The organism is Nocardiopsis sp. CNR-923 (assembly GCF_001942255.1).
Taxonomy (GTDB): domain Bacteria; phylum Actinomycetota; class Actinomycetes; order Streptosporangiales; family Streptosporangiaceae; genus Nocardiopsis.
On the sequence record NZ_MKKC01000130.1, the window covers coordinates 1 to 14,617 of the forward strand.

The 14,617-nt window shown below is 63.5% G+C and carries 14 protein-coding genes; 11 read left to right on the top strand and 3 right to left on the bottom strand.

Translation table 11 applies throughout. The annotated features are described in order from the left end of the window. The 6 genes from BJF83_RS22695 to BJF83_RS22725 all read left to right on the top strand — a co-directional run. The coding region (locus tag BJF83_RS22695) for a hypothetical protein (protein ID WP_262391784.1) at positions 1 to 1,109 on the top strand (1,109 nt) is incomplete at its 5' end. A gap of 727 nt (positions 1,110 to 1,836) precedes the next feature. After that, positions 1,837 to 2,505 (top strand): immunity 49 family protein, encoded by a 669-nt coding sequence (locus BJF83_RS22705; protein ID WP_075927927.1) that lies wholly within the window; start codon positions 1,837 to 1,839, stop codon positions 2,503 to 2,505. Between the two features lie 225 nt (positions 2,506 to 2,730). Continuing rightward, positions 2,731 to 4,353, top strand: coding sequence for a DEAD/DEAH box helicase family protein (locus BJF83_RS29900; protein ID WP_262391785.1), 1,623 nt, complete (start codon positions 2,731 to 2,733; stop codon positions 4,351 to 4,353). Continuing rightward, positions 4,302 to 6,293, top strand: a complete 1,992-nt coding sequence (locus BJF83_RS22715; protein WP_262391786.1) for a type I restriction-modification enzyme R subunit C-terminal domain-containing protein — start codon at positions 4,302 to 4,304, stop codon at positions 6,291 to 6,293. Before BJF83_RS29900 ends, BJF83_RS22715 begins: the two co-directional genes overlap by 52 nt. Continuing rightward, complete coding sequence (locus BJF83_RS22720; RefSeq protein ID WP_075927922.1) at positions 6,290 to 7,699, top strand: restriction endonuclease subunit S; 1,410 nt, start codon at positions 6,290 to 6,292, stop codon at positions 7,697 to 7,699. The genes BJF83_RS22715 and BJF83_RS22720 overlap by 4 nt, the downstream gene beginning before the upstream one ends. Positions 7,700 to 7,702: 3 nt before the next feature. Continuing rightward, positions 7,703 to 9,238 (top strand): class I SAM-dependent DNA methyltransferase, encoded by a 1,536-nt coding sequence (locus BJF83_RS22725; RefSeq protein ID WP_075927923.1) that lies wholly within the window; start codon positions 7,703 to 7,705, stop codon positions 9,236 to 9,238. Positions 9,239 to 9,471: 233 nt separating this feature from the next. Here the strand turns inward: BJF83_RS22725 and BJF83_RS22730 are convergent, their stop codons facing one another. The 3 genes from BJF83_RS22730 to BJF83_RS22740 form a co-directional block, all read right to left on the bottom strand. Next, on the bottom strand, positions 9,472 to 10,137 hold the full coding sequence (locus BJF83_RS22730) for a methionyl-tRNA formyltransferase (RefSeq protein ID WP_262391787.1): 666 nt from the start codon (positions 10,135 to 10,137) through the stop codon (positions 9,472 to 9,474). A gap of 240 nt (positions 10,138 to 10,377) precedes the next feature. Further along, positions 10,378 to 10,905: a DUF6879 family protein gene (locus tag BJF83_RS22735; RefSeq protein ID WP_075927924.1), complete on the bottom strand. Its 528-nt coding sequence runs from the start codon at positions 10,903 to 10,905 to the stop codon at positions 10,378 to 10,380. Next, the gene (locus tag BJF83_RS22740; protein ID WP_075927925.1) at positions 10,892 to 11,107 is read right to left on the bottom strand and encodes a hypothetical protein; all 216 of its coding nucleotides are present in this window, start codon (positions 11,105 to 11,107) and stop codon (positions 10,892 to 10,894) included. The genes BJF83_RS22735 and BJF83_RS22740 overlap by 14 nt, the downstream gene beginning before the upstream one ends. Before the next feature lie 316 nt (positions 11,108 to 11,423). On the opposite strand from BJF83_RS22740, the gene BJF83_RS27130 reads away from it, so the two are divergent. The 5 genes from BJF83_RS27130 to BJF83_RS26310 all read left to right on the top strand — a co-directional run. Next, complete coding sequence (locus BJF83_RS27130) at positions 11,424 to 11,975, top strand: ATP-binding protein (RefSeq protein WP_143832042.1); 552 nt, start codon at positions 11,424 to 11,426, stop codon at positions 11,973 to 11,975. Positions 11,976 to 12,001: 26 nt separating this feature from the next. Continuing rightward, positions 12,002 to 13,261 (top strand): tetratricopeptide repeat protein, encoded by a 1,260-nt coding sequence (locus tag BJF83_RS22745; protein ID WP_262391788.1) that lies wholly within the window; start codon positions 12,002 to 12,004, stop codon positions 13,259 to 13,261. Then, positions 13,240 to 13,776 (top strand): tetratricopeptide repeat protein, encoded by a 537-nt coding sequence (locus BJF83_RS29905; RefSeq protein WP_262391789.1) that lies wholly within the window; start codon positions 13,240 to 13,242, stop codon positions 13,774 to 13,776. Before BJF83_RS22745 ends, BJF83_RS29905 begins: the two co-directional genes overlap by 22 nt. Before the next feature lie 113 nt (positions 13,777 to 13,889). Next, complete coding sequence (locus tag BJF83_RS31320) at positions 13,890 to 14,405, top strand: transposase (protein WP_075927926.1); 516 nt, start codon at positions 13,890 to 13,892, stop codon at positions 14,403 to 14,405. Next, positions 14,326 to 14,617 (top strand): IS3 family transposase (locus BJF83_RS26310; protein ID WP_158070439.1); only part of this gene is annotated, 292 nt, incomplete at its 3' end. The genes BJF83_RS31320 and BJF83_RS26310, both read left to right, overlap by 80 nt.

Consider the following 14,617-nt stretch of genomic DNA (forward strand, 5'->3'; position numbering starts at 1 on the left):
GTGAGATCGCCTCGTGCCATGACTGTTGCTCTATCAAAGCCGGGCCCGGCCCGCAGGCGATCTCCCGAACTCGTGATCCAAACTCCAGACAGGACCTAGCGGAGATGCTCCGTGAGGACCCGTCGCTGGCCGAGGCCATGTCCCCGGAGCTGGCCGAGGAGTTCCGTGCCCTGGACCCGAACTCGCCCTGGGAGGCCAGCGCGGTCCGGCAACCGGAGATGGCCATGTCCGGAGGCGGTTCCGAGACTTCCAACACCAATCCCGAAGCTAGCACCGAAGGCGGCGGCCGGGGCGGAGGCGGTGACGACGGTGCCTTTGGCAGCGGTGGAGGTGGCGACGGCGATGATGATGGTGATGACGGCCTCAACGGCGACAGTGACGACATCCAGGGGGAACCTCAGGACCGGGGCGATGGAGACGCCGAGACGGACCCAGATGTTCTCAATTCACGCCCCGGAGACGGCTACTACCTGGCATCGGGCGAGTTCGTCGATGTCGGACACAGGGACATCTCAGGAAGCTATATCGACGAGCTTGGGAACAGGTTCATCGATGTTCCCCAGTCCACCGAAGCCGCCGACATCTATCGGCGTGTGGCAGAGTCACCAGAGTCAACACACGACGTTCATCGAAACACCGGCTATGATCTCGGTATTCTCAACCAGATCAGGGAGCATCTGTTTCAACGAGAGCACGTGGAGGTCCCCGGACCACCGATCGGAGAAGTTCGGGACGGGCGTTTCGCTCCAGTGGATCACGTAGCCTTATACTGGGAACTGGCGGAATCGGGCGACATCAACCTTCGCGAGAATCGATCCGAGGCAGAAGCCTTCCGTCGACTCATGGTGCACGAGTATGTGGAGAGCCGTCTCATGGAAGCGGGGGTGCCCTACAGGGCGCACGGATCCGAACTGTGGGACGATGGAGTCTACTTCCCCAGCCCTGAGCAACATGGCGCCCATGACATTTCCCCACACGAGCACCTAGAGGACAGCTTCCGAGTCTGGAGGCGGTACGGGATAACAGAACCAGATTTTGAGATCGCCGCTGACCTCTCCAATCTTGACGACGTCGTGGATATTGTTATGAAATTCAAGGGATTGAAATGAGCAGCTCTACCCACATTCTCGCCGAACGTTTTTTCGCGCGTTGACTGGAGCGGAAACTTCGATCACACGCGATCCAGAGTTGCCCTGATGAAGGAATACATGCGGCGTTCTGCCTTGTGGTCGCACTGCCTCGGATCCAAAAAATGGCCCTTCTTTGACTCGGCGAAGCTGGTAAATCCGAATATACGTGCCAGCCCGGAAAATGTGTCCATGATTACCGAAAATGAGGCTATCATTCAACAGCCTCCCCTTGTCCGGGACACCTGCATATGGGCCCTTCATTTCAGTGCACTTTGCGAATCCGAGGAGCCTCTTCCAGACCTTCCGAGTATGTTTGATCCGCTCGTTATTTTCTATGAGCGGGGTGGCGGTTTTGGCATCGACACCTCCGGATTGATCCAGATCGACGACGCAGCCATGAGGCGAGGGTCAGCTATGCGATATCGAGATGAAGAGCCAATTTCCTCGCTTGATTCGGTGAAATTAGACAAATTGGATCGATAAAATCCCGCAATAGGGAAGGACTTGCTTCTCCACTCGATATGGTGTGTCCGGCGCACGCGGAACGCTTCGCTGCGGAGAGGTCCCGACAGGTCGCCCGGTTGGAGGAAACCGCCAAGTCCGCCCATTCGGTCCTCAGTTCCATCCACGTGGACGCGAGGATCAGCGTGGTCCTGGAAACCCTGAGGCCGCCCAGTTGGAGACGTGGGAGGCATGGGTGACGGCGATGCAGGTGACCCACGCGCTCTTCGCCCTCACCACCGCCCCGGAGGGGACCGAGGTGGAGTGCGTGATCGACCGCAAGCCCCAGCACCTGACCGCCACCGGTCCCCTCTACCACACCAGCGCGAGCAACTCAACCCAGGCGTTCTTCCTCGCCGTGACCCGCCGTGAACAGGGCCGCTGGCAGGAACTGTGCCAGGTCTCCGTGAACCTGTTGCGTGAAGCCGGAGAGCGTCAGGTTCGGTACAACCCGTACATCTACCACTGGGTGGCGGCTCTCCAGGCCTTCATGACGAACCGGCCGGGCCCGGTGGACGAAATCACCGCCGCGATGGAACTCGCCACCCCCGAACGCGCGGAGTTCGGCAGTGCGGAGAACCTGAACAAGCTCGTCTTTCCGCAGAGGGAGGCGTTCCTGAAGTTCGCCCAGAGGGATTCCGCAAGGTTCAACGACTCCCTGGCCAACAGGCTTCGATTGTTCCGCGACTACCACACCAGCGACGAGGAACGGGCCCGGAGCCTTGACGGCACGGTGCCCTTTGGTCTCCTCGCCCTGGCCTGCATGGCCTATGACAGGAGCTTCCACGAACCCAACTTCCGACTGGAGGTCGAGTCCGACTACCTGCCCAAGCACATCGTCGAGCGCACCTGGTACGGCGAGTTCCCGACCTGATCCCTTTCCACCCTTCAGAGACTCTGCGCCACCAGTGGTCGTGAGAGGGTCGCCGTGTGTGACTGCGAAAGGGGACAGCCTCGGACTCCGTTCCCGCCCGCCACGGCGGAGGGTCTTCGCCTTCGCCGCGTGCCTTCCCCTGAGTGAAACTTTCTTCCTTTCAAGTACGACAAGCTGTACTCTGAAAGGCTTTGCTCACCCCGAGCGTGGTTTGGAGCAGAACCCGTGGCGACCCTTCCCCCCGACGACGACGCGCGTATCGTCCAGATCGCCGAGCGCACCCCCAACTTCGGTTTCCTCCTGGAACATGACCACGAGCTGGTCCTCCTGGGTGCCCAAGCCGAGTCCTACGTCTACAGCGACCCCAACGCCGCCATGTACAAGGCGCGCCTGTTCGGTGAGCTGCTCACGCGTCTACTCGTGCGCCTGACCAGCTGTCGCGTGGACGGAAAGCGCCAGGTCGACCGCATCAACGCCCTACACCGCTCGGGCGTGCTCGTGCCTGAGGTCAAGAACTGGTTCGAGGCCGTGCGCGACCTCGGCAACCGCGCCGCCCACGAGCACTACCGCCGCGCCCGCGCCGCTCTGTCGGCCGTCGAGAACTGCTTCCGGCTCGCCGACTGGCTTCACCGCTCCATCACCCGAGATGCCACCCACCGGGTCTTCCTCGCCCCGCAACCCGGCACCACCGGTCCCAGGCCCGGCTCCGCCGCTGACGAGCGCGAGCTGGAGAAGCTGCGCGCCACGTTGGCCGAGTACGAGCAGCGGCTCGCCCGGGCGCGGGAGCTCTACGACGGCGACGTCGACCGGCTGGAGCGCGAACGACTGGCCCGCGAGCAGGCTGAGCACGAACTCCACCAGGCCCGCCGTGACTCCGAGTCCCTGCAGGAGTTCATCACCGCTCAGGCCGACGAACTGGAGCAGCTGCGTGCCGGGTTCACGCATCCCGGTTTCGCCAAGGCCAGCCCCTCCCAGCGCGACGAGTTCATCGAACGCGCCCAGCGTGCCGCCCGACCGCCCATGAACGAGGCCCAGGTCCGAGCCGAGATCGACCAGCTCCTGGAGCAGGCCGGGTGGCGGGTGCAGGACTTCAACATGACGAACCTGACCGCGGCCCAAGGGGTGGCGGTGCGCGAGGTCTCCACCGCGGTCGGACGGGCCGACTACCTGCTCTATGTCGATCATCGCCTGGTCGGTGTCATCGAGGCCAAGCGCGAGGGCGCGGACCTGACCGCCGCTCAGGCCCAGGCCGCCCGCTACGCCAGCGGGCTGACCAACAGCCAGATGCTCTCGGCCTGGCGGGCCACCCTGCCCTTCCAGTACGTGTGCGACGGCAACGAGACACGCTTCTTCAACGACCTGGATCCCGAAGCGCGCTCGCGCCGCCTGTTCGCCATCCACCAGCCCGCCACCCTGGCTCGGTGGATCAGCGAGGCGGAGGAGGATCGTCAGGCGCCCACGTTGCGCGCCCGCCTGCGTCGTCTGCCGCGCACCTTCCTGGACAATCGTCCTCTGCGACCAGCCCAGGAGCGCGCGATCAAGGGCTTGGAGACCTCGCTGGCCAAGGACGACCCGCGCGCCCTGATCCAGATGGCCACCGGAGCGGGCAAGACCTACACGGTCGTGGCCGAGAGCTACCGGCTCATCAAGCATGCCCGCGCCAGGCGGATCCTGTTCCTGGTGGACCGCAACAACCTCGGCAGACAGGCACAGACCGAGTTCTCCAACTACCGGCCGCCGACGACGGCCGCAAGTTCACCGAGCTGTACGGAGTGGACCGGCTCTCCGGCGCGCAAATGTTCGACTCCTCCAAGGTCGTCGTCTCCACCATCCAGCGGCTGTGGCTAGCCCTGACCGGACGCGATGTGCCCGACCCGGACAGCGACGAGTCGGGCCTGGACCGCTACGACCTCATCGACGGCCCGGCCGAGGTCTCCTACAACCCCCAGCTGCCGCCCGAGACCTTCGACTTCATCGTGGTGGACGAATGCCACCGCTCGATCTACGGCCAGTGGCGCGCCGTGTTGGAGTACTTCGACGCGCACCTGATCGGCCTGACCGCGACCCCGGTCGCCCAGACGTTCGGGTTCTTCCACCAGAACCTGGTCAGCGAATACACCTACGAACAGGCCGTCGCCGACGGCGTCAACGTCGACTTCGACGTGTTCCGTATCCGTACCGAGCTGGGTGAACAAGGCGGCTCCATCCCGGCCGAGACGGTGGTGCCGGTCAAGGACCGTAAGACTCGCCGCCAGCGCTACCAGGAGCTGGAGGACGACTACGACTACAAGTCCACCGATCTGGGCAAGTCGGTGATCGCCGAGGACCAGATCCGCACCGTCCTGACCTCTTTCCGGGACAACCTCTTCACGCAGGTGTTCCCGCCCGGAGGTGACGAGGCGCAGGGCCAGCCGCGCACCGAGGTGCCCAAGACGCTCATCTTCGCGCGCGACGACAACCACGCCGAGGACATCGTGCGCATCGCTCGCCAGGTGTTCGGGCGCGGCGACGACTTCTGCGTCAAGATCACCCACGCCGCCAAGAACCCCGACCAGCTCATCCAGGCCTTCCGCAACAGCCCTGAACTGCGCATCGCCGTCACCGTCGACATGATCGCGACTGGCACGGACGTGCGCCCGCTGGAGTGCGTGTTCTTCATGCGCGACGTCAAGAGCTGGGCCTACTTCGAGCAGATGAAGGGCCGCGGCGCGCGTACGGTCGATGCCACCGAGTTCCAGGCCGTCACCCCCGACGCCGTGGCCAAGACCCGGTTCGTGATCGTGGACGCGGTCGGGGTCACCGACTCTCCGCGCGTTGACGCCAAGCCGTTGGTGCGAGCGAGCGAGAAGCAGATCAGCCTCAAGCGGCTGATGGACAAGACCGCCGCCATGTCCCTTACCGAGGACGAGACCGCCACCCTGGCCGGGCGCTTGTCCCGGCTCAACATGCAGATCGGGGACGCCGAGCGGGCCCAGATCGAGCAGTTGGCGGGCCAGCCGCTCCAGGAGATCGTGGGCGGGCTGGTGCGGGCCGTGGACGTCGACGAGCAGGAGAAGGCGCGGCGGCTGCACGGGGATGACGGTCCGCGCCAGCAGTTGGTGGCGGCGTGGAAGCCGCTGGCGGCCAACCCGGAGCTGCGCAACCTGCTCATGGACATCCGCCGGGCCCACGACATCGTCTACGACGAGGGTAGTCGTGACCGTGTGATCGAGGCCACTGGGATCTCCTCCGAAGAGCTGGCCACGCGTCGAGTGGGCTCGTTCCGGGAGTGGATGGAGGCCAACCAGGCCAAGATCGCCCCCTTAGAGTTGGCCTTCCGTGAGGGCGGGGAGCCGCGTGAGGTGTATCGCAACCTCAAGTCCCTGGCCGCGACGATCGCCCGGCCCCAGTACAACTGGACCCCGGAGGGGCTGTACAACGCCTACGTGCAGATGGGCAAGGCTGCCAGCCTGCCCGGAACCACGCGCGGTGTGGTCGACCTGGTCGGTATCCTCCGATTCGAGCTGGGGCTCGACGAGGAGGTCAAGCCGTACCGCAGCCTGGTCGAGGAGCGCTTCGCGGCCTGGATCGCCCGCCAGGAACAGGCAGGGGCCGGGTTCACCGAAGAACAGGGCTGGTGGCTGCGCAGGATCGTCGACGTGATCTCCACGAGCATCGTGTTCGAGTCCGAGCACTTGGATGAACCCCCCTTCCTCGATCGTGGAGGCGTGGAAGGATTCGTCGTGACCTTCGGCCAGGATCGAGCGGAGGCCTTGTTGGATGAGCTGGGACGGGAGTTGGGCGCGTGACAGGGGAGCTGCCCGAAGGATGGGTCTGGACGACAGTAGGCGAAGTCGCTGAGACAACCCTGGGGAAGATGCTTGACCGCGCGAAAAATACCGGAGAGCACAAGGTCCCCTATCTTCGCAACGTGAACGTTCAGTGGGGTCGCATTGACCTCGATGACGTGCTCTCCATGGAGATACCGCCTGACAGGCAGGATTTTTTTCGTCTGCGCGAAGGTGATCTACTCGTCTGTGAGGGGGGCGAGGTCGGCCGCTGTGCGATATGGCCCGGTGGAAATTCTTACATGGCCTTCCAGAAGGCCCTTCATCGAGTACGCCCATCTCAAGGTGTTGAAGCCAAGTTTCTTCTCTACCTATTTGAGTACCTCAGCATAACTGGGAAATTGCTTCCGTATGCTACGGGTAGCACAATCAAGCATATTCCGCAGCAGAATCTGAGGGGGGTCAGGTTTGCCCTCCCTCCGTCGGATGAGCAGAATCGGATCGTTACTGCCCTGGAAGTGCAACTCTCTTGCCTCGAGAAATCCAATTTCTCCCTGATTGCAGCTTCTAGGAGATGTGAAAGGATGCAGCAGGCATCCTTGCAGGATGATTTGAGAAGGACTGCTGTTCAGTTTATCGATCTGACTGAAGTATTGTCTGAGAAGATCATTAATGGGCGCTCAGTGAGAACCAAGGAAGGCGGTTTTCCTGTACTCAGACTGAATGCGATCAGAGGGGGTGTGGTTGATGCGGCGGTAAGCAAGGATGGAGATTGGAGCGAGGAAGAGGCGAAACCTTTCTTGATTCGATCGGGGGATTTCTTGCTGAGCCGCGGGAATGGTACTTTGTCTCTGGTTGGGCGCGGAGCTCTAGTTCAAGATGGTGTACGCTTGGTGGCATTCCCTGATACTATGATGCGGATTCGGGTGGATTCTAATCTGATTGAATCACGCTACTTCAGTCTGGTTTGGAACAGTCATCCTGTGCGCAAGCAGATCGAAGCTTTGGCGAGGACTACTGCAGGCATCTACAAGGTCAACCAGGATCTTTTGAAGAAGATCAAAATTCCAGTTCCATCGCTTGATGATCAGCAGGAGATCGTCAGGCATGCCTATGAAGTCTCAAGTGGGGCATCTCGACTCAGGGATTCCTTGGCGGTTGCGCGTAAGCACGCTAACCAACTCCGGAAGGCACTGCTAACCGCTGCTTTCACTGGCAAGCTCGTCCCCCAAGATTCCTCTGACGAACCTGCCTCCCTTCTCCTGGCGCGGATTCGGGCTGAGGGCTCCTCCGCACCGAAGCCCAAGCGTGGGCGTCAGGCCGACATCACCGAAACTCTTGCCCGTGTGAGCCCCGCGACTCCCATGCACTTCCCTGACGACCCTCAGCCGGTACACACCGGTGAACAGACCGCCCTGGAGTTCTGAGCAGTGACCGACTCCGCCCGCGCCGCCGAGACACAGCGGCTCGTCCGCAAGCTGATCAACTTCCGCAACGTGATGCGCGACGACGGCGTCTCCACCATCGACTACGTCGAACAGCTCACCTTCCTGCTCTTCCTCAAGATGGCTCACGAGCGGGAGAACCGCCGTCTCAACCCGGAGCGCATCCTCCCCGACGGGCCTGTATGGAAGACCCGGGGCTGGCAGGAGCTGGTCAGCAACGACGGCGACGACCTGGAGATCGCCTACCGGCACCTGCTCGAAGAGCTCGGCAACCAGCCCGGCACCCTCGGCCTGATCTTCCGCAAGGCCCAGAACAAGATCCAAGACCCCGCCAAACTCAAGCGCCTGATCCAGGACTACATCGACAAGGAGAACTGGTCACTCCAAGGCGTCGACGTCAACGGCGATGCCTACGAGGCCCTCCTCGAAGCCGGGGCCGAGGACACCAAGACCGGCGCGGGCCAGTACTTCACACCCCGACCACTCATCGACGCCATGGTGGACTGCGTCCGGCCGACCGCGGACGACACCATCACCGACCCCTCAGTCGGCACCGGCGGATTCCTGCTCGCCGCCCACGCCTACATCCAGAAGCAGGCCGAGACCACCCCCCTCACCCCCGAGCAGCGCACCCACATCCAACGAGGTGGGATCTGGGGCAACGAGCTCGTCGACGGGACCGCGCGACTGGCCGCGATGAACCTGCTCCTACACGGGATCGGCAAGCACAGCGGACCGCAGCTCATCACCGTGGGAGACTCCCTGGCCCAGCCCCCCTCCAAACGCGCCTCACTGGTCCTGGCGAACCCACCGTTCGGACGCAAATCCTCCATCACCGTGTTCGGGGACGACGGGAAGGCGAACCGGGAGGAGATCTCCTACAACCGCCAGGACTTCTGGGTCACCACCACCAACAAGCAGCTCAGCTTCCTCCAGCACATCGCCTCGTTGCTGGAGATCCACGGCCGGGCCGCCGTGGTCGTGCCCGACAACGTCCTCTTCGAGGGCGGAGCAGGGGAGACCATCCGCAGGAGGCTGCTCCAGCAGTTCGACCTGCACACGATGCTCCGCCTGCCCACCGGCATCTTCTACGCCGGTGGGGTGAAGGCCAACGTGCTCTTCTTCGACAAGAAGCCCGCCAGGCCGAACCAGCCGTGGACCGAGAAGCTGTGGGTCTACGACTTCCGCACCGGGCAGCGCTTCACCCTCAAGCAGAGCCCGCTGACCCGGGCTCACCTGGACGACTTCGTCAAGTGCTACAAACCAGGAGAGGACCGCGCCAACCGGGTTGAGACCGAGCGGTTCAAACCGTTCACCCTGGACGAACTCCTGGCCCGGGACAAGGTGAACCTCGACATCACCTGGATGCGCGACCCCGGTCTCGACGACGCTGACTCACTGGCCCCGCCGGAGGTCATCGCGGCGGAGATCGTTGAGGACCTGCAATCCGCTCTGGCTGAGTTCGCGGCCATCGCAGAGTCTCTCGGGCAGAAGGAGGCAGGTGACTTTCCGACGGAGTAGCGGGCTGTCACCGCGCACAGTCCTCGCACGGACAAGCACGCTCCTCCTGTGATCGGGGTGACGGGGCCGCTGTTGAATGCTGTCGAACCGGTATCGTCACTGGTCCTTCAGACCCGTGACGTAAGCGAGTACGACTCAGACCCGCTCGGGGCGGATGTGCTGTTGTCATGATGGTTGCCAAGAAGTGACTCTCGACCACGCTTGACGATGCTCACTCCGAAGCATCACTTCGCTTATGGCAGCCTTCCGGTTTCGGACTCTGTGATCCACAGCGGATTCCCGTCACCGCATGTGACACGGAGTCCTTCAACCGGTTCGAGGCTGGTACGCATCACATGCAGCCAGGTACCTCCGACCTCAGCGATCGGATGACTGGGCGAGCGCATGAAGCGATGTGTCCTGACCTGGTTGTGGATCGTGCGGGCGTCGTCGGACCAACGGATGACGGAGAACTCATCCTCCATGAATCCCGCATAGCTTGCCACAGAGCCGTCTTGGGATTCACCGGGGTGGCCAGCTATGACTCGGTCCAGCGATGCGCGGATCAAGTCGTACACAACGGGCATGGCCACGGTGCAGTAGCTCGCCCAACTGATGTCGTCCTCCAGAGGGATTCCGTCCTGCTGGGCGAGAATGTTCCCGGTGTCGAAATCCTCGTCCATCCTGTGCACGGTGATGCCGCCAGTTGGATCACCGTTGCGAATCGCCCAGAGCAGCGGCGCCGGTCCACGGTATTTCGGCAGCATCGAGACATGGACGTTGATCACACCGAGTCGCGGAATCTCCAGCACAGAACACGGAAGCTTCCAGGCGAAACCGAAGACGATCAGTAGGTCGACCCGGTAAGCCTCCAACATGAGAGCGAGACCGTCGACACTCCCGGGGAGCAGGAGATCCATCCTTGAGGGACGGTAGCGAGGATTGACGCGGCCGTCTCACCGGCGTCGTCGAGGTTCGAGCCACCAGAACGGAGGGATCGACCGTAGAAATAGGTGACCGGAAGGTGACCGGCGTCTATGCATGCCGCGTGAATCGTGGAGAACTCGTCAGGCCCGGACGAGATCACACCAATACGCAGAGGAGTCGACATCTCCCTGTCTCTCCTCCTCACATGAAGCGGCGACACTCAACCCGCCTCATCAGGTCAAAGTGTATTCGCTGTGCGGAATTCCCAGCTTCCAGGCCGATTCGAACGCCCTGACGCACACCTGAGCCACCTCGTGATCGGTACTCACTTCATTGCCGACCCAACCGCCGTCCCCGGTGAAGTGGTTGAATAACACGGTCGTGCCGTCGAAGACCCAGCAATCGTTGCCAGGCAACGCGAGGCCTGAGGCCTGGGTGCGCGGCAGCCATCGCACGTCTTCCCCAGCCGCGATGTTCTGCGGCGTACCCTCGTGTTCGAAGCGAATGTACTCGGTGACCGGTTCGGAGACGATGCGTACCCGGCGAAGCCGAACTCCACGCGCGGAGGTGGCCCGCATAAGTTCAAGCCAACCGGCCTTACTCGCGGCATCCTGCTCAGGCCCCCACTCGCCAGCCCGCCACTTCTCGATGTCGGGCTGTTCTTCCGCCACCGCGTAGTGATCACGCATCTCCAGATGATAAGCGGATTCGTTACACGCATGGAAAAATCGGGCCCAGCCTTCCGCGTCAAGAGACTCCATTCACACCATCCTTCGGAAGGTAGCTGAAGAGGGAGGACGGTACACGGACGACCGTTTCCCCACTGGGTATCTCCATCTGCTTCAGATCGTCCGGGTCGCTGACCACATAACCCTGCACGATGAAGTCGCCGCTTTCCTCATCCTGATAGAGCCGCGGTGAACCGCCCTGCCCGGTAGAGCCACCGACGAACGCAATTTTCATGGCCGTTTCTCACCTCTCAACACGGTGCAACCGAGCAAGTGAACCAGTCTGTCGATCTCCGGCCAAGCTAGCAGGTGGAGTGCCATCGGGGAAGAAATTTTGCATCCCTCGAGCATAGTTGGGGGGAATGAGGCACATGAGAAGCCTCTTTGTGGATTGTCCGATTCGGTGTGTCGGTTCAGGGGTACCTTTGGTTGGCGGTGTCACGTAGGCAACGGGAGGGAACGTGGCGGAGAGGCCGAGCGGTCATGGCTGTGAGCCGGTGTCCGAGCCTCATTCGAGAACCCACAACGCTGTCTCGGGCTCAGCAGGCAGCGTGGTGCAGGCTCGCGATATCGGCGGTGACGTGCATTTTCACACCGCGGCACTCACCTCGGCGCCTCGCCCAGCCCAACTTCCCGGCGATGTGCGCGGCTTCGTCAACCGAACGGATGAACTGCGGTACTTGGACGCACTGCTGGAGGCTCCCCTCAGCGCCCGTCAGGATTCCGGAGCATTACGTATCGCCGTTGTCGTCGGCACCGCTGGGGTGGGCAAGACATCGCTCGCCATCCACTGGGCACACCGGATCAAGGACCACTTCCCCGACGGTCAGTTGTATGTCAACCTGCACGGATACGATCCGGGCCCGCCAGTGCCCGTCACGGATGTCCTCGGTCGGTTCCTGCGCGCGTTGGACGTGCCGGTGGACCGCATCCCCGCTGGTGAGGAGCCGCGCGCGGAGCTGTTCCGTTCCATGACGGCTGGACGGCACGTACTCATCGTCCTGGACAACGCCACCGCCGCTGGGGAGATCCGGCCGCTCCTTCCCGCTCCGCCGACTGCCTGGTGGCGATCACGAGCCGTACACGATTGTCGGGTTTGGTAGTGCGGGAGGGGGCACATCGCGTGCGTGTGGAGACGTTGTCGCAGGCCGAGTCCGTGCGGTTGCTGCGCACCATCATCGCGGAGTTCCGCACCGACGACGATGACGCGGAGTTGGTCGAACTGGCGCGCCTGTGCGCCCACTTGCCGCTGGCCCTGCGGATCGTCGCCGAACGGGCAGCGGCACGGCCGCGCATGCCGCTACGCGACCTGATCACAGAGTTGCGTGACGAGTCCGGATTGTGGGACGCGCTGTCCGTGGGTGGGGAAGGGGACGCTGACGAGGCAGACGCGGTGCGCACGGTTTTCGCCTGGTCCTATCGTGCGCTCGCACCACCAGCAGCTCGGATGTTCCGCCTGCTCGGGCTGCACCCCGGACCCGACTTCGGAGTGGAGGCCGCCGCCGCGCTGTCCGCCACCACCCCGGCCCGCGCCCGACGTCACCTCGACACCCTGGCCGGCGCTCACCTACTGGAAGAGTGCGGCCACGACCGCTACCAGTTCCATGACCTGCTGCGCGCCTACGCCGTCGACCAGGCCCAGCGCGAGGAATCGGCAGATGACAGGCGCGTGGCGCTCGAACGCGTCCTTGGCTGGTACCTCCGCTCGGCCGCGGCTGCCGCCCGAGCGGGATCGTGCACCTACGCCATGCCCTTGGCCCTGGAGCCGTTGGATGAGGGCGTCGAGCCGAAGGCCTTCAACGACGCGAAGGCGGCGATCGCTTGGTATGAGACCGAGCGCGACAACCTCACCGCCGCGGTCCGCATCGCCAACACCAACGGGATGGACCGGATCGCGTGGCAGATCCCCGCGGCCCTGACGATGGTCATCGCCGACCGGGAACCAGCCGACACCTGGCTGCCCGCCCAGCGCTTGGCGTTGGAGTCCGCCCGCCGAGCGGGCGACCGGTACGGAGAGGCGATCACCCTCGACAATCTCGGCATCGCCTACCGGCACCTGTTCCGGCTGGCCGAGGCGGAAGAATGCTTCAGCGCAGCGATGAGGATCTTCCAGGAGCTCGGGGACACGTTCGGGCACGCCCGAGCGGCCAACGGCCTGGGTGTGGCCCACATGTTCGCGCACCGTGTCGAGGACGCGAGGTCTGCTTCGAGCAGGCCTTGGAGCGGGCACGCGAACTCGACGATCCCGTCTACGTCGGGGCCTTCACCCGCAACCTCGGATGGGCGTTCCTCGAACACGAGGATCTCACCAGGGCGGAGGCGTTGCTGGGACAGTCGGCCGCCGTACTGGCTGAGGCGCGAGAGCCCTTGGAGCAGGCCGAGGCGCTGACCCTTCTGGCGGCCGTTCACCGGCAGGCGGGACGGTTCACGCTGGCTGAGCAAACGGCCGAGCGGGCGTTGGCCATCGCGGGCGAGGCCGATGGCACGCTGTTCGAGTCCCTCGCCCTCCTGGAGTTGGGCCGCATCACCCTGGCGCAGGAGAAGGGCATCGACGCATTGGGGCACCTTCAGCAGGCCGCCATCCTGTTCCAACGCGTCGGCCGCCCCGATCTTCAGGCAGCGGCGTGGGATGCGACCGGACAGGTGTGCCTGCTGCTGGGGCGCGTCGAGGACGCCGTCGCGTTCCACCAACAGGCGTCTGCGGCGTTTCGCGGCAGGGGTGACCGATGCTCGCTGGCGCTCTCCCTGGCCCATCTCGCCGTGGCGCTGACCCAGCAGGAACTCCTGGACGAAGCGCGGGAACATCGCCGTGAGGCTCTTCGGCTGCTCGAGGCTTTCCCCGGCTCGATAGCGGAAGCGAGACGGTCCGAGATAGAGGCTCAAGCGAGGGCCTCTGACTCATGAGGCTCCCACCGCCGAACTCAGACCCGCGCACCAGTGCAATCCCTGTGGGGTGCCTCGAAGCTTCCGGACAGCGTCCCCAACTACTATTGGGGACGTTCGGAAGGGAAGGGTAGTTGGCTCGCAAGAAACCGTACTCCCAGGAGTTCAAGAACGAAGCGGTCCGCATGGTGCTCGATGGGCCGCGCCCGGTCGTACATGTCGCACGGGAACTCGGTATCCATGACACCACTCTCGGAAACTGGATCGCGGCATATAAGCGCGAACACGGGCAACTTCCCACCCAGCAGGACACCGAGAAGTCCGAGCGCGAGCGAGAACTGGAACGCGAGAACCGGAAGCTCCGTGAGCAGGTCGCTTTCCTAAAAAAGCGACTGCCTTCTTCGCGGCCGAGAATCAGTGACGTCCAGGTACGAACTGATCAACGCGGAGAAGGACAACCATGCGATCGTGGACATGTGCGTCTGGCTAGGAGTGTCCCGGTCCGGGTACTACGAGTGGCGAAACCGTCCGGTATCAGCGACAGAGAAACGGCGCGACCGACTGAGATCGGTGATCGCCGCCGTTTTCGACGCCAACCACGAAACGTACGGATACCGGCGCGTTCACGCCGTCTTGAAGCGATCCGGTGAGCGGGCCGCTCCGGAGCTGGTGCGCCGCCTCATGCGGGCCCTGGGGCTCCAGACCTGCCAACCGCGCCCCTGGAGGCCGACAACCACCGAGGCCGGTCCTCACCACCGCATCCCCGACCTGGTGGAGCGGGACTTCACCGCTGCGGAGCCGGGACGCAAGCTCGTGGGAGACGTCACCTATATTCCCACGTGGGAGGGTTTTCTCTACCTAG

Coding starts and splice junctions, on each gene's coding strand:
- BJF83_RS22705 (WP_075927927.1), top strand. CDS start 1,837: ATGCAGGTGACCCACGCGCTCTTCGCCCTCACCACCGCCCCGGAGGGG.
- BJF83_RS22715 (WP_262391786.1), top strand. CDS start 4,302: ATGTTCGACTCCTCCAAGGTCGTCGTCTCCACCATCCAGCGGCTGTGG.
- BJF83_RS22730 (WP_262391787.1), bottom strand. CDS start 10,137: ATGGATCTCCTGCTCCCCGGGAGTGTCGACGGTCTCGCTCTCATGTTG.
- BJF83_RS22735 (WP_075927924.1), bottom strand. CDS start 10,905: ATGGAGTCTCTTGACGCGGAAGGCTGGGCCCGATTTTTCCATGCGTGT.
- BJF83_RS22740 (WP_075927925.1), bottom strand. CDS start 11,107: ATGAAAATTGCGTTCGTCGGTGGCTCTACCGGGCAGGGCGGTTCACCG.